25 protein-coding genes and 1 pseudogene are annotated in these 22,772 nt (G+C 52.7%); 23 read left to right on the top strand and 3 right to left on the bottom strand.

Annotated features, from left to right (window positions below; all coding sequences use genetic code 11):
• The first annotated feature begins 159 nt into the window (after nucleotides 1–159).
• The 6 genes and pseudogenes from flgH (at nucleotide 160) to BEB42_RS20650 (ending at nucleotide 5,975) form a co-directional block, all read left to right on the top strand.
• The gene (gene flgH / locus BEB42_RS20675; RefSeq protein WP_000800865.1) at nucleotides 160–825 is read left to right on the top strand and encodes a flagellar basal body L-ring protein FlgH; all 666 of its coding nucleotides are present in this window, start codon (nucleotides 160–162) and stop codon (nucleotides 823–825) included.
• 14 nt (nucleotides 826–839) lie between these two features.
• Nucleotides 840–1,940: pseudogene (locus BEB42_RS20670) on the top strand (flagellar basal body P-ring protein FlgI).
• Nucleotides 1,940–2,239, top strand: a complete 300-nt coding sequence (locus tag BEB42_RS20665; RefSeq protein WP_000867179.1) for a rod-binding protein — start codon at nucleotides 1,940–1,942, stop codon at nucleotides 2,237–2,239. The pseudogene BEB42_RS20670 and the gene BEB42_RS20665 overlap by 1 nt, the downstream one beginning before the upstream one ends.
• Nucleotides 2,240–2,660: 421 nt before the next feature.
• The gene (gene flgK / locus BEB42_RS20660; protein WP_000367220.1) at nucleotides 2,661–4,037 is read left to right on the top strand and encodes a flagellar hook-associated protein FlgK; all 1,377 of its coding nucleotides are present in this window, start codon (nucleotides 2,661–2,663) and stop codon (nucleotides 4,035–4,037) included.
• 14 nt (nucleotides 4,038–4,051) lie between these two features.
• Complete coding sequence (flgL, locus tag BEB42_RS20655; RefSeq protein WP_001266813.1) at nucleotides 4,052–4,981, top strand: flagellar hook-associated protein FlgL; 930 nt, start codon at nucleotides 4,052–4,054, stop codon at nucleotides 4,979–4,981.
• A gap of 16 nt (nucleotides 4,982–4,997) precedes the next feature.
• The gene (locus tag BEB42_RS20650) at nucleotides 4,998–5,975 is read left to right on the top strand and encodes a flagellar hook-associated protein (RefSeq protein WP_105267523.1); all 978 of its coding nucleotides are present in this window, start codon (nucleotides 4,998–5,000) and stop codon (nucleotides 5,973–5,975) included.
• Nucleotides 5,976–6,033: 58 nt separating this feature from the next.
• On the opposite strand, the gene BEB42_RS20645 is transcribed toward BEB42_RS20650, so the two are convergent.
• Nucleotides 6,034–6,876, bottom strand: coding sequence for a winged helix-turn-helix domain-containing protein (locus tag BEB42_RS20645; RefSeq protein WP_000022363.1), 843 nt, complete (start codon nucleotides 6,874–6,876; stop codon nucleotides 6,034–6,036).
• 485 nt (nucleotides 6,877–7,361) lie between these two features.
• On the opposite strand from BEB42_RS20645, the gene lafA reads away from it, so the two are divergent.
• The 15 genes from lafA to BEB42_RS20565 all read left to right on the top strand — a co-directional run bounded on the left by lafA (nucleotide 7,362) and on the right by BEB42_RS20565 (nucleotide 18,917).
• Nucleotides 7,362–8,276, top strand: a complete 915-nt coding sequence (gene lafA, locus BEB42_RS20640; protein WP_000949083.1) for a lateral flagellin LafA — start codon at nucleotides 7,362–7,364, stop codon at nucleotides 8,274–8,276.
• Nucleotides 8,277–8,297: 21 nt separating this feature from the next.
• Nucleotides 8,298–8,573, top strand: coding sequence for a hypothetical protein (locus BEB42_RS20635; protein WP_227456939.1), 276 nt, complete (start codon nucleotides 8,298–8,300; stop codon nucleotides 8,571–8,573).
• Complete coding sequence (gene fliD, locus BEB42_RS20630) at nucleotides 8,566–9,882, top strand: flagellar filament capping protein FliD (protein ID WP_000609688.1); 1,317 nt, start codon at nucleotides 8,566–8,568, stop codon at nucleotides 9,880–9,882. Before BEB42_RS20635 ends, fliD begins: the two co-directional genes overlap by 8 nt.
• 22 nt (nucleotides 9,883–9,904) lie before the next feature.
• Complete coding sequence (fliS, locus tag BEB42_RS20625; protein WP_000285319.1) at nucleotides 9,905–10,297, top strand: flagellar export chaperone FliS; 393 nt, start codon at nucleotides 9,905–9,907, stop codon at nucleotides 10,295–10,297.
• A 4-nt stretch (nucleotides 10,298–10,301) separates the two neighbouring features.
• Nucleotides 10,302–10,613, top strand: a complete 312-nt coding sequence (locus BEB42_RS20620; RefSeq protein WP_000414762.1) for a hypothetical protein — start codon at nucleotides 10,302–10,304, stop codon at nucleotides 10,611–10,613.
• Nucleotides 10,610–11,674: a flagellar hook-length control protein FliK gene (locus BEB42_RS20615; RefSeq protein WP_001067487.1), complete on the top strand. Its 1,065-nt coding sequence runs from the start codon at nucleotides 10,610–10,612 to the stop codon at nucleotides 11,672–11,674. The genes BEB42_RS20620 and BEB42_RS20615 overlap by 4 nt, the downstream gene beginning before the upstream one ends.
• Before the next feature lie 7 nt (nucleotides 11,675–11,681).
• Entirely contained in the window at nucleotides 11,682–12,149 is a 468-nt protein-coding gene (locus BEB42_RS20610; RefSeq protein ID WP_000725254.1) for a flagellar basal body-associated FliL family protein, read from the top strand.
• A gap of 19 nt (nucleotides 12,150–12,168) precedes the next feature.
• A complete protein-coding gene (locus BEB42_RS20605) occupies nucleotides 12,169–12,885 on the top strand; it encodes a FliA/WhiG family RNA polymerase sigma factor (RefSeq protein WP_000938728.1) in 717 nt (238 codons plus the stop codon).
• Between the two features lie 12 nt (nucleotides 12,886–12,897).
• A complete protein-coding gene (gene motA / locus BEB42_RS20600) occupies nucleotides 12,898–13,761 on the top strand; it encodes a flagellar motor stator protein MotA (protein ID WP_001169517.1) in 864 nt (287 codons plus the stop codon).
• A 2-nt stretch (nucleotides 13,762–13,763) separates the two neighbouring features.
• Nucleotides 13,764–14,687 (top strand): putative lateral flagellar export/assembly protein LafU, encoded by a 924-nt coding sequence (gene lafU, locus BEB42_RS20595; protein WP_001232567.1) that lies wholly within the window; start codon nucleotides 13,764–13,766, stop codon nucleotides 14,685–14,687.
• Nucleotides 14,688–14,757: 70 nt separating this feature from the next.
• Nucleotides 14,758–15,813, top strand: coding sequence for a DNA polymerase IV (dinB, locus tag BEB42_RS20590; protein ID WP_001226166.1), 1,056 nt, complete (start codon nucleotides 14,758–14,760; stop codon nucleotides 15,811–15,813).
• Complete coding sequence (locus BEB42_RS20585) at nucleotides 15,810–16,262, top strand: GNAT family N-acetyltransferase (protein WP_001059878.1); 453 nt, start codon at nucleotides 15,810–15,812, stop codon at nucleotides 16,260–16,262. Before dinB ends, BEB42_RS20585 begins: the two co-directional genes overlap by 4 nt.
• A gap of 317 nt (nucleotides 16,263–16,579) precedes the next feature.
• Nucleotides 16,580–17,719 (top strand): RNA ligase RtcB family protein, encoded by a 1,140-nt coding sequence (locus tag BEB42_RS20575; RefSeq protein ID WP_000521572.1) that lies wholly within the window; start codon nucleotides 16,580–16,582, stop codon nucleotides 17,717–17,719.
• A complete protein-coding gene (gene prfH / locus BEB42_RS20570) occupies nucleotides 17,716–18,330 on the top strand; it encodes a peptide chain release factor H (protein ID WP_000602115.1) in 615 nt (204 codons plus the stop codon). The genes BEB42_RS20575 and prfH overlap by 4 nt, the downstream gene beginning before the upstream one ends.
• 62 nt (nucleotides 18,331–18,392) lie before the next feature.
• Nucleotides 18,393–18,917 carry a metal-dependent hydrolase gene (locus BEB42_RS20565; protein WP_000469797.1) on the top strand — a complete coding sequence of 175 codons (525 nt, stop codon included), beginning with the start codon at nucleotides 18,393–18,395 and terminating at the stop codon, nucleotides 18,915–18,917.
• 8 nt (nucleotides 18,918–18,925) lie between these two features.
• Here BEB42_RS20565 and BEB42_RS20560 read toward each other — a convergent pair whose 3' ends face one another.
• Nucleotides 18,926–19,207: a hypothetical protein gene (locus BEB42_RS20560; protein WP_000106440.1), complete on the bottom strand. Its 282-nt coding sequence runs from the start codon at nucleotides 19,205–19,207 to the stop codon at nucleotides 18,926–18,928.
• Nucleotides 19,208–19,215: 8 nt separating this feature from the next.
• The gene (pepD, locus tag BEB42_RS20555; RefSeq protein ID WP_001293012.1) at nucleotides 19,216–20,673 is read right to left on the bottom strand and encodes a cytosol nonspecific dipeptidase; all 1,458 of its coding nucleotides are present in this window, start codon (nucleotides 20,671–20,673) and stop codon (nucleotides 19,216–19,218) included.
• A gap of 260 nt (nucleotides 20,674–20,933) precedes the next feature.
• On the opposite strand from pepD, the gene gpt reads away from it, so the two are divergent.
• Together gpt and frsA are read left to right on the top strand one after the other, a co-directional pair.
• Complete coding sequence (gene gpt / locus BEB42_RS20550; RefSeq protein WP_001291990.1) at nucleotides 20,934–21,392, top strand: xanthine phosphoribosyltransferase; 459 nt, start codon at nucleotides 20,934–20,936, stop codon at nucleotides 21,390–21,392.
• A gap of 91 nt (nucleotides 21,393–21,483) precedes the next feature.
• Nucleotides 21,484–22,728, top strand: coding sequence for an esterase FrsA (gene frsA, locus BEB42_RS20545; protein WP_000189544.1), 1,245 nt, complete (start codon nucleotides 21,484–21,486; stop codon nucleotides 22,726–22,728).
• Nucleotides 22,729–22,772 lie beyond the last annotated feature (44 nt).

Below are 22,772 nucleotides of genomic sequence, written 5' to 3'. Positions count from 1 at the left end.
CCCACAGGGAGAGGGAGAAAAGTGGAGCACGATGTAAAAACGCGCTCGATCGGTCCCCTCGCCCCTTTGGGGAGAGGGTTAGGGTGAGGGGGAACAAACCCGCTCCAACCCACCAAACAACCGGCCACCCCGTGGCCTGCAACACTAAACAGGCAGAACGTGAAAAATTATCTCTGGCTGGTGGCGCTGCTTCCCCTGCTTAGCGGGTGTGAATCGCAGGCCATTCTGGTCAAAAAAGACGACGCATACTTTGCGCCACCGAAAACCGAAGCGCCGCCTCCGGCAGACGGGCGTGCCGGGGGCGTGTTTGAAACGGGCTACAACTGGTCGCTAACCGCCGATCGGCGGGCTTATCGCGTGGGCGATATCCTGACGGTGATCCTCGAAGAATCGACCCAGTCGAGCAAACAGGCGAAAACCAATTTCGGCAAAAGCAACAGCGTCGATATCACCGCGCCAACGGTATTTGGTCACACCAAAAATAACCTCTCCGGCTCCATCGACGCCAACCGCGACTTTGACGGCAGCGCCACGTCCCAGCAGCAGAACAGTCTGCGCGGGGAGATCACTGTTTCCGTCCATGCGGTGCAGCCCAACGGCATCCTGGAAATTCGCGGCGAGAAATGGCTCACCCTCAATCAGGGCGATGAGTACATCCGCTTAAGCGGCCTGGTGCGCGCCGACGATATCCAGAATGACAACTCGGTTTCTTCCCAGCGGATCGCCGACGCCCGTATCTCCTATGCCGGACGTGGCGCGTTAAGCGACGCCAACGCCGCAGGCTGGCTGACCCGGCTGTTTAACCATCCTCTGTTCCCGATTTAATGCCGGAGAGTGCAATGCAAAACTGGATAAAAACGGTGATGGTAGCCGTAAGCCTGGCGCTACCTGGCGTGGCGCTGGCGCAATCGCTGGAGTCGCTGGTCAACGTACAGGGCGTGCGTGAAAACCAACTGGTCGGCTACAGCCTGGTGGTCGGCCTCGACGGTACGGGCGATAAAAACTAGGTCAAATTCACCAACCAGACCATCACCAATATGCTGCGCCAGTTTGGCGTGCAGTTGCCAAATAAAATCGACCCGAAGGTGAAAAACGTCGCCGCGGTGGCGGTGAGCGCCACGTTGCCGCCGATGTACTCGCGTGGGCAGACTATTGATGTCACCGTCTCGTCGATTGGCGATGCCAAAAGTATTCGCGGCGGCACCTTGCTGCTGACCCAGTTGCACGGCGCAGATGGCGAAGTGTATGCCCTGGCGCAGGGAAGTGTGGTGGTGGGCGGGATGAATGCCACCGGGGCCAGCGGCTCGAGCGTAACGGTTAATACGCCGACCGCCGGGTTAATCCCCAATGGCGCGACGGTGGAGCGCGAAATCCCCAGCGATTTTCAGATGGGCGACACCATCACGCTTAACCTGAAACGCCCGTCGTTTAAAGACGCCAACAACATTGCGGCGGCGATCAACGCTTCGTTTGGCGGCATTGCCACGGCGCAGAGTTCCACCAACGTCACCGTGCGTGCGCCCACCAGCCCCGGCGCGCGGGTGGCGTTTATGTCGCAACTGGATGATGTGCAGGTGCAGGCGGAGAAAATCCGCGCCCGCGTGGTGTTTAACTCGCGTACCGGTACGGTGGTGATGGGCGATGGCATCGCGCTGCACGCGGCGGCGGTGTCGCACGGCAGCCTGACCGTCTCAATTAACGAAACCAGCAACGTCAGCCAGCCGAATGCCTTTGCGGGCGGGCGTACGGCGGTAACGCCGCAGAGCAATATCGCGGTGAATCATGCCCGTCCGGGCGTGGTGAGTTTGCCGGAGTCGAGCAGCCTGAAAACGCTGGTCAATGCGCTGAACAGTTTAGGCGCAACGCCGGACGACATTATGTCGATTTTGCAGGCGCTGCATGAAGCGGGCGCGCTGGATGCCGACCTGGAGGTGATCTGATGAAAGTCAACGCCAGCGGCGGGATTGACGGCAGCGATGCGTTAATGGGGCCGAAGGTTCAGGCCAATGATATTAAGCAGGCCGCCGAACAGTTTGAGGCGATTTTTTTACGCAACATGCTGAAAGAGATGCGTAAAACCAACGAGTTGTTTGATTCGAAAGATAACCCATTTAACAGCGATTCGGTGCGCATGATGCAGGGGTTTTATGACGATGAGTTGTGTAACACCCTGGCGCAGCAGCACGGGATAGGGATCGCGGCGATGATTGTGAAGCAGTTGTCGCCGAAGCATAAATGAGGCTCCGACGTTCGGTGCCTGATGCGACGCTGTCTCGTCTTATCAGGCCTACGAGTCCGCACATATTTTTATGTTTGCGCCTGTATGTAGGCCGGATAAGGCGTTCACACCGCATCCGGCGATCGGTGCACGGTGCCTGATGCGACGCTGACGCGTCTTATCAGGCCTACGGGTCCGCGCCTGTTTTTATGGGTGTGCCCGTTTGTAGGCCGGATAAGGCGTTTACGCCGCATCCGGCTATCGGTGCACAACGCCTGATGCGACGCTGACGCGTCTTATCAGGCCTACGAGTTCGCACATATTTTTATGTTTGTGCCCGTATGCAGGCTGCATCCGGCGTGTGGCGCCCGGTTTACGGAACTTAAGAATCCCCAACTTCACGCCGCTTTTATCCGGCACGATTTACCGGTAAGGATCCAACATGGACATGATTAACATCGGCTACAGCGGCGCATCAACGGCGCAGGTGGAGCTGAACGTCACGGCGCAAAACACCGCTAACGCCATGACCACGGGCTACACCCGCCAGGTGGCGGAGATCAGCACCATCGGTGCCAGCGGCGGTTCGCCGAACAGCGCCGGAAACGGTGTACAGGTGGACAGCATTCGTCGCGTCTCCAACCAGTATCAGGTGAATCAGGTGTGGTATGCCGCCAGCGATTACGGCTATTACAACACCCAGCAAGGGTATCTCACGCAACTGGAAGCGGTATTGAGCGACGATAACAGTAGCCTGAGCGGCGGGTTCGATAACTTTTTCGCGGCCCTCAACGAAGCGACCACCAGCCCCGATGATTCTGCCCTGCGCGAGCAGGTGATCAGCGAAGCCGGGGCGCTGTCGTTGCGTATCGATAACACGCTCGATTACATCGACTCGCAAAGCACAGAAATCATCAGCCAGCAGCAGGCGATGGTGTCGCAAATCAATACGCTCACCAGCGGCATCGCCAGCTATAACCAGCAAATCGCCCAGGCCGAAGCCAACGGTGATAACGCCTCCGCGCTGTATGACGCTCGTGATCAGATGGTGGAAGAACTCAGCGGAATGATGGATGTGCAGGTCAATATCGACGACCAGGGCAACTACAACGTCACCCTGCAAAACGGTCAGCCGCTGGTGAGCGGGCAGCAAAGTTCGACCATCGCGCTGGAAACCAACGCCGATGGCACGCCAACGATGACACTGACCTTTGCCGGAACGACCTCGACCATGACCACCGATACCGGCGGTTCATTAGGCGCACTTTTTGATTATCAAAACGACGTGCTGACGCCGCTGACCGACACCATCAACAGCATGGCGTCGCAGTTCGCCGATGCGGTCAACAATCAGCTGGCGCAGGGCTATGATCTCAACGGTAACCCCGGCGAGCCGCTGTTTATTTACGATGCCAGTAATGCCGATGGCCCGCTGACCGTTAACCCGGATATCACCGCCGATGAACTGGCGTTCTCCAGTTCGCCGGACGAAAGCGGCAACAGCGACAACCTGCAGGCGCTGATCAACATCTCCACTGAGCCGCTGGAGATAGCCAACCTCGGCAGCGTGACGGTCGGGCAAGCGTGCTCGTCGATCATCAGCAATATTGGCATTTACACTCAGCAAAACCAGACCGAAGTGACCGCTGCGTCCAATGTCTATTCTGAGGCGCAAAACCAGCAGAGCAGCGTCAGCGGCGTCAGCATGGACGAAGAGGCGGTGAACCTGATCACCTATCAACAAATTTATGAAGCCAATCTGAAAGTCATTTCCGCCGGGGCCGAGATTTTTGATTCGGTGCTGGAAATGTGCAGCTAAGCGGGAGCGCGAAAATGCGAGTAACCACCCAACAAACCTACGTCTCGATGACGCAAAGTTTTAATAATCTTTCTGGCGAACTGGCGCACGTGGTCGAGCAGATGGCAACCGGCAAGGAAATTTTGCAGCCATCGGATGATCCTATCGCCGCCACACGTATCACCCAGTTGAACCGCCAGCAGTCGGCGATTGAGCAGTATCAGAGCAATATCGACTCCGCGTCGGCGGGCTTAAGCCAGCAGGAATCCATTCTTGATGGCGTCAACAACAGCCTGCTGGCGGTGCGCGACGACCTGCTGGAAGCAGCGAACGGCACCAATACCGCCGATTCGCTGGCAAGCCTCGGTCAGGATATTGAGTCGCTAACCGAATCGATGGTGGCGGCGCTCAACTATCAGGATGAAGACGGGCATTACGTCTTTGGCGGCACTATCAACGATCAACCGCCGATTGTGGCGGTGGACGATGACGGTGATGGCGTGACCGATCGCTACAGCTATCAGGGTAACAGCGACCATCGCCAGACTACGGTGTCGAACGGCGTCGAAGTAGACACCAACGTGGCGGCGAGCGATTTCTTTGGCAGCAATTTAGATGTGCTCAACACGCTCAATGCCCTGTCGCAGGAGTTGCAAAACCCTAACGTTGACCCGGCAGATCCGCAGGTACAAAGCGATATTCAAAACGCCGTTAATGTGGTGGACACCGCCTCGGACGACCTCAACGCCTCGATTGCGTCGCTCGGCGAGACACAAAACACCATGTCGATGCTGAGCGATGCGCAGACCGATATCTCTACCTCTAATGATGAGTTGATTGGTTCATTGCAGGATCTCGATTACGGCCCGGCGTCGATCACCTTTACCGGACTGGAAGTGGCAATGGAAGCTACCCTCAAGACTTACTCGAAGGTGAGTGAGTTGAATTTGTTCAGCGTTCTCTAACTCTTTCAGGAACAGTATGCAGGTCGGACTTACATCTTCATCACTCGCCACCGGCGGCGCGCATAGCGCTGCGGTATCGTCGTCAACCGTTGCGCCCACTCAGGCGGTGCGGCAAAAGCTCCCGGCGACGGCGAGTGAATATCCGGCCTCGCCGCTGATTACCACTCGCCCGCAGCGTTACAGCGTGCAGCTTAACGATCAGCTCACCACGTTGCAGCAGGCGGATCACTATCTCGGGCAACTGGAGCAGCAATTGCTCGATTATCGTCATAGCCAGCGTAAGAGCGGGCAGGCGCAGGGTACGGCGCTCACGCAGATGCTGGACAAACGCACCGCACTTTCCGGCGGCGCGGTGGACCGCCAGTTGCAGCCGGTGTTACAGGGCGAAGCGCGGGTGACCTTTCACTCGCCGGATCTGGCGAATCTCGTCAACAACCCTACACCGGGAACGCGGATGTTCAGCGTTTCTGACGGGCGGCAGACCCAGCTTTCGGCGGTGATGCTGTCTGAGGATGATAACGCCGGGCAGTACCAGACACGGCTGACCAACGCCCTGCGCCGCGTAGGCGTGCAGCTGCATCAGCAAGCGGATGGCATCAGTTTCTCCACCACTGAAAAACAGTGGCCCCATATCGAGCGCACCTTAAGCGTGCGCAGCGATGGCGATAAGTCGGCGTTTATGCCGCTAAAAACCTTTTCCGAACCCTCTGAAGCCGAGCGGTTAGCGCAAAGCCTGCAACAGGGCGGGGCGGGGATTTCTCAGACGTTAGAAAACATTAATCAGCAGCGCGCGAAGATGGCTGTGCAGCAGCAAAAGGTCCGCCAGTTGATCGACGGCATGTCCCGCTTTCCGCAGACAGAAAGCGCGGTACAGGCGTCGGAAAATCTCGGCGGTGTGCTCGACAGCGCCAATCATAACTATCAGGTTTTATTGCAGGCGGTGAACGGTCAGGCGCGAATTTCCAGCCAGACGGTGAGGAATTTATTGGGGTAATTATGGGTATGCCGGATAAGACGCGTTTAGCGTCGCATCCGGCATTTATTAGCATTCATCAGCACTTCTGCACAGTATTTAACAACTTCTCTAAATTCTGATACATCGTGCTATTAATATCACTGTTCTGCCAGCCTTCCACATTAAAGGTTAATTGCCAGCTACCATTGCACTGGTTGCGCAGAACAATATCACTCTCCAGTCGGTTACGAACATATTTATAATAGGTTGTCATTGTCATATTATGCGCTGACAATAAATTATCGAGTTTGTCTTTTCCTGGTGCGAGGGTTTGTGATAGTAACGGTACGGAATTATTTTCTCCAGCAGAAGTTAAATGAAATATTTTTATTCTTGGACTGTTAATTGACTCTTTTACCAGTTGCGGGGCGTCAGGTGTACTTTTCAAGTGTGAATACCCCACGGTCGAGCCAATTAATATAACAGCTGCGGCCAACGCTAACCCCATCAGTCCTTTATGTTTTTTTCTAACAGGTACAGGCGGTGTTGTCGAAGATATCTCTTCTGGGGCTGTATCCTGTATCTGGTCGGTAATGATCAGCGCTTCTGCAGGCGATGACTCCGGCAAAGACACATACTCTTTATTGCACAGGTACCCTTTTTTCGGGATAGTTTTAATAATGTTCTGTTGCTTGCCGTCATCATCAATGGCAACGCGCAGAGCGTGGATCGCCGTCGGCAGGCTGTTACCGCCGACAATGCGGTTCTTCCATACTTCGGCACATAAATAAGATCGCGATAAAACCACATCGGCATTTTTTGCTAATGTTTCCAGCAAAATAAAATGGTATTCGCCGAGACGACGTGTTTCACCCGTTTCGCAATGTATTAAGGCATTGAGTGACGGGTCCATCCGCCAGTTGTTGATAATAATACTCATAGTTGAGTTTACCTTAGCAAGGGATAAATGGTTCCTGATAGTGCTTTACATAAAGCACAGTCTTATACGTCCCTGAGAAGATGATTTTTCTGCGTGATAATTAATATTTTATGGTAATAGGATTATTCTTAATCACTATATGGCGTGGGAATGTAACGAAATGACAGGACAGGTACAATAGGCAAATGTGTACTATTTGCAACGCAATGTAAATTTTGGCATCAGTACATTGAGAACAAAGCGCATTAATTGATGACAATCTTAACTATATCAAGCGGTTAATAAAGACATATTTTGATACCTGGCCATGTGGCAGATATTGCTAATAATCTTTTTATCTGAATTTAACCTCTACTTTTTTTAGCTAAAAGTGGCATCGGATAATACGTGGCGAAATTTTTTTCATAGTGATTTTAAGTTTGCGCCTGAGGTGTCGTTTTTACAGGGTATCGAAACGAAAACGATTAATCCCAAGGAGCAGTATCATGTTATCTATTAACACCAATAACGCCTCAATGGCCGCCGTTAATGCAATCAGCAAAAGCAGTTCTTCTTTGTCTACATCTATGGAACGCCTGGCAACAGGTAACCGGATTAACTCTTCTGCCGATGACGCCGCAGGCAAACAGATTGCTAACCGTCTGACTGCACAGTCCAGCGGTATGGGTGTGGCACTGAGCAACATTAATGATGCAACGGCGATGCTGCAAACCGCTGACAGCATGTTCGACGAAATGTCTGATGTGCTGGGTCGTATGAAAGACCTGTCAACTCAGGCAGCGAACGGCACCTACAGCGACGACGATCTGCAGGCGATGCAGGACGAATACGACGAACTGGGTCAGCAGATGTCTGACATGCTGCAAAACACCACTTATGGCGGCACCAACCTGTTCGGTGTTTCCGGTACCAGCAACACCGGTACTGACGGTCTGTTCCAGAGCGCGGTGACTTTCCAGGTGGGCGCGGAATCTTCCGACACCATGACCGTGAACATTTCAAGCCAACTGAATACGCTGGTGACGGATCTTTCTGCTATCAGCAACTCCTTTAGTGCGGATCAGGCTGACACCACGGGTACTGCGGGCGTGTCTGGCGGTACTGAACTGACTGCGTCTGGCTCAGCTAACCAGATGATCACCAGCATTTCTACGGCGATGGATGATGTTTCACAGATCCAGTCCAAGCTGGGTGCGTCTATCAACCGTCTGAACGACACCGCAAACAACCTGACCAGTATGCAGGACAACACCGAAGTCGCTATCGGCAACATCATGGATACCGATTACGCGACGGAAGCGTCCAACATGACCAAACAGCAGGTGCTGATGCAGACCGGTATCACTATGCTGAAACAATCCAACAGCATGTCCAGCATGGTTTCCAGCCTGCTGCAGTAGTGCGGGATTGCCGGATGCGGCGTGAACGCCTTATCCGGCCTACAAAATTTTGCAAATTCAATATATTGCAGAAACCTTGTAGGCCTGATAAGCGCAGCGCATCAGGCAGTGTTGCGTTTGTCATCAGTCTCAATACCGCCTGCGGGCGGTGTTGTGCTTTTTGCGGCAGGCACTTTTCCGCCGAACCGGAAACACGCTTTCCGCCCATTTTTCAATCTTTTGATTATTCACATAAAAAATATTGGCACGCCTTTTGCCAATAACCTGACATCGTTATCCGGAGTCATCAATGATTAACCCAAGAACTATTGCCCAGGAAATCGCTTATGCGGATGTCGCTACCCAGGCGGCAAATTTGCAGGAAAAGCAGACCGAGCTGGATGCCGAAAGCAGCGGCCTGGATACGCTCAGCTCGGCGTTGAGCGACTTTCAAAGTGCCGTCGATGCGCTGAACAGCGATACCGACGGCCCGGTAACGTTTGCCGCCACCAGCAATAATGACTCAGCGACCGTTTCCGCTAACTCGCAGGCACAGGCGGGAAGCTACTCGTTTTTCGTTGAGCAACTGGCGCAGGGGCAGCAGACCACGTTCAGTATGGGCGACGACGCCTTTTCCGCTACCGGCACCTTCGAGCTGACGATGGGCGACAGCACCATGGATATTGATTTGTCGGCGGCGGATCAGAACGGTGACGGCGACGGTTTTATCGACGCCAGCGAGCTGGTGAATGCGATTAACGACTCTGACGATAACCCCGGCGTTTCAGCGGCGCTGGTAAAAACCGACGGCACCACCACCATTATGCTCACCTCGGATAGCACCGGGGCGCAGAGCGCATTTTCGGTGAGCGTAACGGGGCATGATGCCAGCAACGATAGCGCCAGTGCGCCCGTTGCCACGGATGTTTCCTCCGCTCAGGACGCGATTATTCATCTCGGCAGTGCCACGGGGCCCGAGATCACCAACAGCAGCAACACCTTTGATGATGTGATCCCCGGCGTCACCATGACTTTCACCGAAGTCAGCGATTCTGACAGCGATCTCACTACCTTTAACATCAGCGAAGATTCCAGCGCCAGCCAGGAGAAAGTACAGACCTTTGTTGATGCCTATAACACCTTGATTGATACGGTTGATTCGTTGACTACTCATGGTGATGACAGTACCAGCGCCGGGGTATTTGCGGGTGACGCCGGGCTCAACTCACTGGCGAACCAGCTCGATGATATCGCCCATGCCAGCTACAACGGGGTGTCGATTGTTGACTATGGCATCACGCTTGATTCTCACGGCCACTTACAGATTGACTCCGACCAGTTCAACGACGAAATGGCGAAAAATCCTGACGGTCTGACCTCTATTTTCGTTGGCGACAACAGCATGGTGGCACAGATGGACGATCTGATTAACACCTACACGGACTCCAGCAACGGCATCATCACCCTGCGCCAGCAGAACATTGACGATCAGATGAGCAAAATTCAGGACGAAGGCGATCAGCTTACCGATACCTATAACGCCAACTATGACCGTTATCTGGAGGAGTACACCAACACGCTGGTTGAGGTGTACACCATGAAAGCCAGCATGGCGGCATTCGCGTAACTCAGAAGGAATATCCCTAAAGATGTACCAAGTACAGGATGGCTATTCGCAATATAAAGAGATCGATCTCGCGGCGCGTACTGCGGCGGCATCGCCTCTGGAACTGGTGCTGGTGCTGTTTTCTGGTCTGATGGACGAGCTGGAACGCGCCAAAAGTCATATTGAAGGGCGGCGTTTCGAGAAGAAAGCCCAGAGCATCAATAAATGTATCGACATTCTCAATGCGCTTACCAGTTCGCTGGAATTTGAAACCGGCGGCGAGCTGGTGGTCAACCTTTCACGCCTCTATGACCACTGTGTGTATCGCTTGTATGAAGCCAGCGGTGAACTGTCGGCAGAGAAAATCGATGAAGTGATGCTGATCTTAAGCAATCTGCGCGAAGGCTGGGAAGGGCTTTCGGGCAAGCTGGGTTAAGACGATGGAAAAACAATGCAGGCAACTTTTCGCGCTGGTTGAGGCGATGAATGAGGCACTGGATAAACAACGCTGGCGACGCCTTCCGGCACTGCATCAGCAGTTGATGCGCCAGTTTCACGATTACGCGGCGGCGGAAACCGATACGGCGCAGTTGTGTGCGGTGAAAGCACAATTGTACGGCGCGTTTAATGCCCTGATTAAACGGCGCGAGCAGCGTGCAGAAGTGTTGAAGGCGCGTATGGAACAGCATCAGCGCCATCAGGAAGGCGTGCTGGCCTACTCAATTATTAATTTATTTTCGGAGAAGTCATGAATCCGGCATTGCTTGCCACGCTCGGAACACTTGCGGAAACGGCGTCGCTGAAAGCGGATATTTTACCGTCGGTGAGCGGTGAAAACGCGCCCGCGTTTACCCTGCCGAAAATGGCGGTGGCCGCGGTGGCAGAGCGCGTTCATAACGCTAAAACCAGCCAGCAACAGGCGACGCATCCCCAGGAGAACGATCCGGTGGCGATGCAGGCGCTAATGGCGCTGTTACTTCCGCAACCTGCCGCGCCGCATCAGGACACGCCGCAGCCGCGAAACGTCGCAACATCGCCGGTTATCCAGCACTTGACGAAAGCGGTGGCGCAAAACGCGCCACAATACCCGACGCAACAGCAGGAGCCCACGCCGTTGCCGCCGCAGTTGCAGGCGCTGGTCAGCCAGTTACCGCAGGTGAAACCGGAGCAGCAGGCCAGACTGGCGACTTACGCCAGTGAAGATTTACATGCCATTGCGCCGACGCAGCCGCGCGTATCGGCACAGCCCGCTCGTCCGAAACCTGAGCCAAACCGCGTGACCGCGCGCCCGCAGGTCGAGCGTAAAACGGAAAAAGTAGCAGACAGCGAGCCGGTTATTGCGAGGGCCGTGTTGCAGGTTAAGACGCCGGAGCTGGTCAGCGATCATCAGGAGATTGCCACTAAACCCGTCACGCTCTCAATGGACGAGCTGGGCGAAAAGCTGACGACGCTTCTGAAAGATCAGATCCACTTTCAGCTCAACAAACAGCAGCAGATCTCCATGATACGTCTTGATCCGCCGTCGCTTGGCAAGCTCGAGATCGCCGTGCAACTCGACAACGGCAAACTAACGGTGCACATCGGCGCGAACCAAAGCGAGGTTTGTCGCGCGTTACAGCAGTTTAGCGACGATCTCCGCCAGCATCTGACGGCGCAAAATTTTATGGAGGTGAACGTACAGGTCTCCTCCGAAGGGCAGTCGCAGCAACAGCAACAACAGTCGGGCCATCAGCAGGAAGAGGTGAGTGCCGCCTTACTTCTTGACGATGCGCCTCAATTTCCACAGAACGAATCCGTTTTAATCAAAGTGTAAAGGCAAGATGAAGAAAATCGTGGTGGCGGGCGTGGTCAGCGCCGTTCTGGCGTTAGTGGTAGGTGCCGGAGCAGGATGGGGAGTCTGGCATCACTATGCCGGAAAAGGAAAACCGACTGCCGCCGCGCAGACGGAATCCGTGGAAACTCTGGATGAGAGCAAAAGCGTATTTGTGACCTTACCGGAAACCATTGTCACGCTGCATGATAAAAATGGCGCGGATCATTATTTGTCAGCGGAGTTAGTCATGGTGGTCGCCAGTGATAAAGAAGCGGAAAAAATAAAACATCAGGAGCCGCTGTATCAAAGTATTGCAGTTGAATGCCTGACGGAAATGAAATTTGAAGATTTGCGCGGCATGAAAATATCTGCCATCCGCAAACTGATTTCTGACGCGTTAAAGCAAGATCTTCAGCGTCGCAAAATGAGCGCACCGTATAAGGATTTACTGGTGAAAAAAGTGGTCTTCCAGTAATCACCAGGCGGATATAAACATGCTACAGGATGTATTCGAGTCAGAAGAATTTGCTGCCGCGCCGGTATTAACCCCGCAGCAGGAGAGCCACTATTTGCAGGCCTATTTACCGTTGGTGCGTAAAGTGGTGCGGCAACTTGCCCCGCAATGTAACTGCATTATTGACCGTCAGGATATGGAACAAACGGCGTTAATGGGGCTGCTTAACGCCATTCGCCGCTACGGGCTGCCGGATGAAGGTTTTGCGGGCTATGCCGTGCACCGTATTCGCGGTGCGATCCTGGATGAGCTGCGCGCTCTCGACTGGCGACCGCGCCAGCTGCGGCAGAAATATCATCAGATGAAGGACCTGATACGCGAAACGCGTAAGAAACTGGGGCACGAACCGGAGTGGTCAGAACTGGCTGTGGAAGGGATCTCGCATGAAGATTATCTCGAATATCAGCAACTGGAAGGAGCGGAAACGCTCGCCAGCCTTGACGAACTGCTGAACGGCGAAGGGCCTGGCATTCCGCTTGCTGGCAGGGAACTGGAAGAGCAGTTTATTACTCAGCAAATGCTGCAACAGGCGCTTTCACAATTAAGTGAAAAAGAGCAACTGATCCTCTCCATGTATTACCAGCATGAGATGAATCTCAAAGAAATTGCGCTGGTATTAGGGCTAACCGAGGCCCGAATTTGTCAACTGAATAAACAGATCGCGCAGAAAATTCGTGATTTTGTCTATCCGAATTAAAGTGAAGAAATCATGCAAAAAATATTAGGTTTACTGGTGGTGCTCGGCTGCGTATTTGGCGGATATTTTGAAGCCGGTGGACAATTAGTGGCTATCTGGCAACCGGCGGAAATGATCATTATTTTAGGCGCGGGTTTCGGGGCGATGATTATTGGTAACCCGAAACATGTGCTGAAAGAGATTGCCCATCAAATTAAAGGCGTAATCAGTAAAAAACAGCTCGGGCCGGAGTTTCAGCGTCAGCTTTTAATGTGCCTGTATGAGTTGCTCGAAATGGTGCAAAACGGCGGTCTGCGCATGTTGGATCAGCATATCGAGCAGCCGGAAGAGAGCACTATTTTCCAGAAATACCCGCTGATATTAACCCAGAAGCGGCTGGTGACTTTTATTGCCGATAACTTTCGCCTGATGGCGATGGGCAAAATCGACGCCCATGAACTGGAAGGCATTCTCGATCAGGAGCTGGACACCGCCGAAGAGTCGCTGCTCACGCCGTCGCGCTCATTGCAACGTACCGCCGAAGCGATGCCGGGGTTTGGCATTTGCGCGGCAGTGCTCGGCATCATCATCACCATGCAGTCGATTGACGGCTCTATCGCCCTGATTGGCCTGAAAGTGGCAGCGGCGCTGGTGGGAACGTTTTTAGGCGTGTTTATCTGCTACTGCCTGATGGACCCGCTCGCCAACGCCATGGAACAGCAGGCGCGGGCGGAACATTCGCTGCTGGAGTGCGTGCGTACCGTGCTGGTGGCGCAGGCGGGCGGCAAACCAACGCTGCTGGCGGTGGATGCCGGGCGTAAGCTGCTGCATCTGGCGTCAAAACCGACTTTCGCCAACCTCGACGCGTGGGTGAATGCGATGCTGGAGCAAGAATAAGCATGAGGAAGACGGGCAACCGCCGCGAGCGAGGGGCAAAAACCACCATCGTCCGGCGGCAGATCAAAAAGAATCATGCCGGGCATCACGGCGGGGCGTGGAAGGTGGCGTTCGCCGACTTTACTTTGGCAATGATGGCACTGTTTATGACGCTGTGGATAGTCAACAGTGTTAGTAAATCTGAGCGTGAAAGCATTATCGCCGCGCTGCACGGGCAGTCGATTTTCAACGGTGGTGGGCTGTCGCCGTTAAATAAAATCAGCCCGACGCATCCGCTGAAACCTGCCACCGTGGCGGTGCCGGAAGAGACGGAGAAAAAAGCGCGTGACGTCAACGAGAAAACGGCGCTACTGAAGAAGAAGTCCGCCACTGAGCTTGGCGAGCTGGCGACCAGTATCAACACCATCGCCCGCGATGCGCATATGGAAGCCAATCTGGAGATGGAGATTGTCCCGCAGGGATTACGCGTGCTGATTAAAGATGACCAGAACCGCAATATGTTTGAACGCGGCAGCGCGAAGATTATGCCGTTCTTTAAAACGCTGCTGGTGGAGCTCGCGCCAGTGTTCGACTCGCTCGATAACAAAATTATTATTACCGGGCATACTGATGCGATGGCCTATAAAAGCAATATCTACAACAACTGGAACCTTTCGGGTGACCGCGCGCTCTCGGCCCGTCGGGTGCTGGAAGATGCCGGGATGCCGGAAGATAAAGTGATGCAGGTGAGCGCAATGGCGGACCAGATGCTGCTGGATGCCAAAAATCCACAAAGCGCGGGCAATCGGCGCATTGAGATTATGGTGCTCACCAAAAGCGCGTCCGATACGTTGTATCAATATTTTGGTCAGCATGGCGATAAAGTGGTGCAGCCGTTGGTGAAAAAGCTGGATAAGCAGCAGGTGCTTTCGCAGCGAACGCGTTAAATGCTGAATCTTTACGCATTTCTCAAACTCTGAAATCACTGTATACTTTACCAGTATTGAGAGGTGAGCAATGCGTAAAATCATTCATGTGGATATGGACTGCTTTTTCGCCGCGGTGGAGATGCGCGACAATCCCGCCCTGCGCGATATCCCTATTGCTATTGGCGGCAGCCGCGAACGCCGGGGGGTGATCAGCACCGCCAATTATCCTGCGCGTAAATTTGGCGTGCGTAGCGCAATGCCAACCGGCATGGCGCTCAAACTGTGTCCGCATCTCACCTTGCTTCCAGGGCGCTTTGACGCCTACAAAGAAGCGTCAAATCATATCCGCGAAATCTTCTCTCGCTACACATCGCGTATTGAGCCGCTGTCACTGGATGAAGCCTATCTCGACGTCACCGATAGTGTCCATTGCCACGGCTCTGCGACCCTTATCGCTCAGGAAATCCGCCAGACGATCTTCAACGAGCTGCAACTGACGGCGTCTGCGGGCGTTGCGCCGGTCAAGTTTCTCGCCAAAATCGCCTCAGACATGAATAAACCCAACGGTCAGTTTGTGATTACGCCAGCAGAAGTTCCGGCATTTCTGCAAACCTTACCGCTGGCAAAAATTCCCGGTGTCGGCAAAGTCTCGGCGGCAAAACTGGAAGCGATGGGGCTACGAACCTGCGGCGATGTACAAAAGTGTGATCTGGTGACATTGCTTAAACGCTTTGGCAAATTTGGCCGCATTTTGTGGGAGCGTAGTCAGGGCATTGACGAGCGCGACGTTAACAGCGAAAGGTTGCGAAAATCCGTCGGTGTAGAACGCACGATGGCGGAAGATATTCATCACTGGTCTGAATGTGAAGCGATCATCGAGCGGTTGTACCCGGAACTTGAACGTCGTCTGGCAAAGGTAAAACCTGATTTACTGATTGCCCGCCAGGGGGTGAAATTAAAGTTCGACGATTTTCAGCAAACCACCCAGGAACACGTCTGGCCGCGGCTGAATAAAGCTGACTTGATCGCCACTGCGCGTAAAACCTGGGATGAACGCCGTGGCGGGCGCGGTGTGCGACTGGTGGGGCTGCATGTGACGTTGCTTGATCCGCAAATGGAAAGACAACTGGTGCTGGGATTATGAATAATATACAAATAAGGAACTATCAGCCTGGCGATTTTCAGCAACTATGCGCTATTTTTATTAGAGCGGTTACGATGACCGCTAGTCAGCATTATTCACCACAACAAATTGCCGCCTGGGCGCAGATTGATGAACATCGATGGAAAGAGAAACTCGCGAAATCACAAGTGCGGGTTGCGGTTATTAATACACAACTGGTCGGCTTTATTACCTGCATTGAGCATTATATCGATATGTTATTTGTTGATCCGAAATACAACCGCTGCGGGGTTGCCAGCGCTTTGTTAAAACCTTTGATTAAGTCTGAATCCGAACTTACGGTAGATGCCAGCATAACCGCAAAACCCTTTTTTGAACGTTATGGTTTTCAGACAGTTAAGCAGCAGCGCGTTGAATGCCGGGGAGCGTGGTTTACTAATTTTCATATGCGATATAAACCGCAACACTAAATCCAGCTTGCAATGAAAATAACGCCCGCCTAATATGTGCGCGTTTTCTTATTCCACAAACTGCAAGGAGGTAAATCATGAAAAATCCTTTATCAATGACTCTTTGCAGACCTTTCCAGGATTAATTCTTTTTTTCTTGCCCTGGATTCGTCTGCCATTTCTTGATTTTTATATTTATATACTCTAAATAATTCGAGTTGCAGGAAGGCGACAAGCGAGTGAATCCCCAGGAGCTTACTAAAGTAAGTGACTGGGGTGAACGAACGCAGTCGCAGTACATGCAACTTGAAGTATGACGAGTATAAATGGAATGATACATGGGCAAATATATTCGTCCCTTATCCGATGCGGTATTTACCATCGCATCTGATGACCTGTGGATCGAGAGTTCAGCGATCCAACAATTACACACCTCGGCAAATTTACCCGACATGCAACGCGTAGTAGGGATGCCAGATTTACACCCCGGACGCGGCTATCCGATTGGCGCAGCGTTCTTCTCCGTAGGCCGTTTTTACCCGGCACTGGTCGGCAATGATATCGGCTGCGGCATGGCGCTATGGCAAACAGATATTCTCGCGCGTAAATACAACGCCGATAAGTTTGAAAAGCGATTATCTGCGCTGGATGACGTTGCTGAAGAAAGCTGGCTGGAGGAAAACCTGCCGTCAGCGTTTGCACAGCATCCGTGGCGCTGCGCGCTTGGCTCTATCGGTGGCGGAAACCACTTCGCAGAACTGCAAAAAGTTGATCAAATCATCGACGCGGAACTGTTTGCACTGGCAGGTCTGGATGCGCAGCATCTGCAACTGCTGGTTCATAGCGGCTCGAGGGGGCTGGGGCAGTCTATTTTACAGCGGCATATTGCCTCGTTTTCGCATCATGGTTTGCCTCAAGGCAGTGACGACGCGCTACGGTATATTGCGGAACATGACGATGCGCTGGCGTTTGCGCGTATTAATCGCCAGCTGATCGCTTTGCGCATAATGCAACAAGTTAAGGCCAACGGAAATTCGGTTCTGGATGTGGCGCATAACTTTGTTAGCGCATGTCGAATCGGCGATCAACAAGGATGGTTACACCGTAAAGGGGCTACGCCGGATGACAACGGTCTGGTGATTATTCCCGGTTCACGCGGTGATTACTCCTGGCTGGTTAAGCCTGTTGCGAACGAAAAAACGCTCCACTCGCTGGCGCATGGGGCAGGGCGTAAATGGGGGCGCACCGAGTGTAAAGGGCGTCTGGCAGCGAAACACACGGCGACGCAACTCTCACGTACTGAACTTGGCAGTCGGGTAATTTGTCGCGATAAACAACTCATCTTTGAAGAAGCGCCACAAGCCTATAAATCGGCTGAAAGTGTGGTGCAATGTCTGGTGCAGGCCGGTTTAATTATTCCTGTCGCGCGACTGCGTCCGGTGCTGACGCTCAAAAACAGTGGAGGGAAAAAAGGATGATCTTGCTACAACTCTCCTCAGCTCAGGGGCCGGAAGAATGTTGTCTCGCAGTGAAAAAGGCACTGGACAGGCTGATTAAAGAAGCTGCCCGACAAGACGTCGCGGTAACGGTGCTGGAAACAGAAACGGGTCGCTACTCTGACACACTGCGTTCGGCGCTGGTTTCACTTGATGGCGACAACGCATGGGCACTAAGCGAAAGCTGGTGTGGCACTATCCAGTGGATTTGTCCGAGTCCGTATCGCCCTCATCATGGGCGCAAAAACTGGTTTCTGGGCATTGGGCGTTTTACTTCAGATGAGCAGGAGCAATCCGATGCGATCCATTATGAGACGCTGCGTTCGTCGGGGCCGGGCGGTCAACATGTCAATAAAACCGACTCGGCGGTACGCGCCACGCATCTGGCATCCGGGATTAGCGTGAAGGTTCAGTCAGAGCGCAGCCAGCATGCTAACAAACGGCTGGCGCGATTACTGATTGCCTGGAAGCTGGAACAACAGCGACAGGAAAATAGCGCGGCGCTGAAATCGCAGCGGCGAATGTTCCATCACCAGATTGAACGTGGCAACCCGCGACGGACGTTTACAGGGATGGCTTTTATCGCTGTGTAATAGAGGAATGTCACCCGCCGTTTTCTTCGTGAAAGCGGCGGGCAAAAATGAAAGGATTCGTCATGTTTATCGGTCATCTTCCGGCTGGATATTTAATAACTTGTACTTTAGTGAAACGCCTACCGCTGATTTCTCGTCATGCGCGGTGGGCGATGGTTATTGGCTTAGTCGGGGCCGTTGCACCCGATTTTGATCTCTTCTGGTGTTATCTGGTGGATAACGGGCAACGACATCATCATCTTTACCCGTCTCATTGGCCATTATTATGGTTTGCTCTGCTGGCGGCGACATTAGTCTGGGCCGCAATTGCGAAGAATAAACTTCCGGCGTGGCTGGGCGTGGTGTTTTGCCTGAATGGTATTGTGCATTTGTTGCTTGATACGCTGGTCGGTGATATCTGGTGGTTGATGCCTTTCGTTAACCAACCCTTTGCACTCTTTCATATTACGGCGGTACATCATCCGTGGTGGCTCAATTTTTTATTACACTGGTCGTTTTTACTGGAACTGGCATTAGTAGCTGCCGCCATTGCCATGTGGTGCAGGCGTAATGCTAAAATGGTAAATGTAAAACGCGTGAAAAAATGATTCTGACTTTAAGCGGCGTAACATGTTTCCTGGGGAAATTCTCCCGTGGCTAAGTATGTTTTCCTGACTTTGCCCCAGGCTCTGAACATATAAAAATTCTGCTTTTCACCCTTAAGTTCTTTCACGGATTCCAGCGCAAAACTTTCTTTGGTGATCAGAAATTCTCCCCATGAAATATGGTCGCAGCTATATAAATATGCGACCTTTTCATGAGTTTCATAATGTTTTGTTATTTCGATATAGATAGCCATTGGCTTCAAACAGTAGTCCACGCCCGCAGGCGTGGACATTATTGTAATTACTTCGCCGGAATTTCTTTCAGCAGTTCTGTCAGCAGTGTCCAGTAATGGCCTACGCTTTCGATGTGAACTTGCTCATCCGGAGAGTGTGGACCGGTGATGGTTGGCCCGATAGAAACCATGTCCATTTCCGGATACGGTTTTTTGAACAGACCACATTCCAGGCCCGCGTGAATAATCTGGATGTTCGGCGTCTTGTTGAACAGGCGCTGATAGGTTTCACGTACCAGATGCATCACCGGAGAATTAGCGTCCGGCTGCCAGCCAGGATATGCGCCTTTCGCTTCGGTTTTCGCGCCTGCCAGTTTACCCAGCGAATCCAGCATGCTCACCACGTAGTCTTTACCGCTGTCGATCAGAGAACGGATCAGGCAGTGAATTTCTACGTTGTTGTCGGTCATGGTCACGACACCGACGTTCAGTGAGGTTTCAACCACGCCTTTTGCTACGTCGGAGTTGCGGATCACACCGTTAGGGGTGGCGTTCAACAGACGAATAAAGGTATCGCGAGATTTCGCAATCAGGGCAGCTTTATCGTTCGCAACAGAGTCCAGCAACAAGGCCAGATTTTTCTCTTTCTCTGCCAGCTCGTTTTTCAGGATGTCCTGATAGGTATTCACCAGCGTTTTCAGCGCGTCGACTTTATCAGCTGCGACAGCAATGGTCGCAAAGGCTTCACGCGGGATGGCGTTACGCAGTGTGCCGCCGTTGAAATCGATAAGACGCAGGTCCAGTTCTTCTGCATGTCCCGCAAGGAAGCGCACCAGCAGTTTGTTCGCGTTACCCAGGCCAACGTGGATTTCACCGCCGGAGTGACCGCCTTTCAGACCTTTTAAGGTTAATTTGAAGGTTTCAAAACCAGCCGGAACGGCTTCACGATCTAAATGCAGGTTGGAGGTGAAGTCGATACCCCCAGCACAACCCATGTAGATTTCACCTTCTTCTTCGGAGTCGGTGTTAATCAGAATGTCAGCCTGTAACCAGTTGCTCTGTAAGCCGAACGCCCCGTCCATACCGGCTTCTTCGGTCATGGTTAGCAGCACTTCCAGCGGGCCGTGAACCACGTTTTCGTCAGCCAGAACCGCCAGTGCAGAGGCCATACCAATGCCGTTATCCGCGCCCAGCGTGGTACCGCGCGCTTTAACCCATTCGCCATCAATATAAGGCTGGATAGGATCTTTAGTGAAATCGTGCACGGTATCGTTATTTTTCTGCGGCACCATATCGAGGTGGGCCTGCAAGACGACTGGTTTACGATTTTCCATACCTGCGGTAGCAGGTTTACGAATCAGGATATTACCCACCTGATCGCGTTCGACATGGAAACCTTTCTCTTTTGCCCAACCAACAATGTATTCAGCGAGTTGCTCTTCATGATAGGACGGGTGAGGAATAGAACAGATTTTGGCAAAAATATCCCACAGCGGCTGTGGAGATAATTGAGACAGTTCAGACACGTTAAGTCTCCTTGTCGATCACCCGCAAAACAGTATTGCAGGTCACAGGGTTAGCAGAAAATGTTGTCAACACAAGACAGGCTTGCGAGATATGTTTGAGAATACCACTTTATCCCGCGTCAGGGAGAGGCTGTGCGTAAAAAGACGCGGACTCATGTGAAATACTGGTTTTTAGTGCGTCAGATCTCTATAATCTCGCGCAACCTATTTTCCCCTCGAACACTTTTTAAGCCGTAGATAAACAGGCTGGGACACTTCACATGAGCGAAAAATACATCGTCACCTGGGACATGTTGCAGATCCATGCACGTAAACTCGCAAGCCGACTGATGCCTTCTGAACAATGGAAAGGCATTATTGCCGTAAGCCGTGGCGGTCTGGTACCGGGTGCGTTACTGGCGCGTGAACTGGGTATTCGTCATGTCGATACCGTTTGTATTTCCAGCTACGATCACGACAACCAGCGCGAGCTTAAAGTGCTGAAACGCGCAGAAGGCGATGGCGAAGGCTTCATCGTTATTGATGATCTGGTGGATACCGGCGGTACTGCAGTTGCGATTCGTGAAATGTATCCAAAAGCGCACTTTGTCACCATCTTCGCTAAACCGGCAGGTCGTCCGCTGGTTGATGATTATGTTGTTGATATCCCACAAGATACCTGGATTGAACAACCGTGGGATATGGGCGTCGTATTCGTCCCGCCAATCTCCGGTCGCTAATCTTTTCAACGCCTGGCACTGCCGGGCGTTGTTCTTTTTAACTTCAGGCAGGTTACAATAGTTTCCAGTAAGTATTCTGGAGGCTGCATCCATGACACAGGCAAACCTGAGCGAAACCCTGTTCAAACCCCGCTTTAAACATCCTGAAACCTCGACGCTAGTCCGCCGCTTTAATCACGGCGCACAACCGCCTGTGCAGTCGGCCCTTGATGGTAAAACCATCCCCCACTGGTATCGCATGATAAACCGTCTGATGTGGATCTGGCGCGGCATTGACCCACGTGAAATCCTCGACGTTCAGGCGCGTATTGTGATGAGCGATGCTGAACGTACCGACGATGATTTATACGATACGGTGATTGGCTACCGCGGCGGCAACTGGATTTATGAATGGGCCACCCAGGCGATGGTGTGGCAACAAAAAGCTTGTGCGGAAGAAGATCCACAACTCAGTGGTCGTCACTGGCTGCATGCGGCCACGTTGTACAACATTGCCGCCTATCCTCATCTGAAAGGGGATGACCTGGCCGAGCAAGCGCAGGCTTTGTCAAACCGTGCCTATGAAGAGGCCGCCCAACGTCTGCCGGGCACGATGCGGCAGATGGAGTTTACCGTACCAGGCGGTGCGCCCATCACCGGCTTTTTGCATATGCCGAAAGGCGATGGCCCGTTCCCGACGGTATTAATGTGTGGTGGTCTGGATGCGATGCAGACGGATTATTACAGTCTGTATGAACGTTATTTTGCCCCGCGCGGCATTGCGATGCTGACTATTGATATGCCGTCGGTGGGCTTTTCTTCAAAATGGAAGCTCACCCAGGACTCCAGCCTGTTGCATCAGCACGTCTTAAAGGCGCTGCCTAACGTCCCGTGGGTGGATCACACCCGTGTCGCGGCCTTTGGTTTCCGTTTTGGCGCTAACGTTGCTGTGCGTCTGGCATATCTTGAATCGCCGCGTCTGAAAGCGGTTGCCTGTCTTGGTCCGGTAGTTCATACCCTGTTGAGTGATTTTAAGTGCCAGCAACAGGTGCCGGAAATGTATCTTGACGTTCTGGCGAGTCGTTTGGGGATGCATGATGCTTCCGATGAAGCGTTGCGTGTGGAACTGAATCGTTATTCATTAAAAGTGCAAGGATTGCTGGGCCGTCGCTGCCCAACGCCAATGTTATCAGGCTATTGGAAGAACGATCCGTTCAGCCCGGAAGAGGACTCTCGCTTAATCACCTCATCATCTGCTGATGGTAAATTGTTAGAGATTCCGTTTAACCCCGTGTATCGGAATTTTGACAAAGGTCTTCAGGAAATCACGAGCTGGATCGAAAAACGATTGTGTTAAAAATTTGCTAAATTTTACCAGTTTGGTAAAACAGGTGCATCACA

Origin of the sequence: Escherichia sp. MOD1-EC5990, assembly GCF_002965285.1 — a bacterium.
GTDB lineage: Bacteria > Pseudomonadota > Gammaproteobacteria > Enterobacterales > Enterobacteriaceae > Escherichia > Escherichia coli_F.
This window is presented reverse-complemented; position numbering and strand designations above follow the sequence as displayed.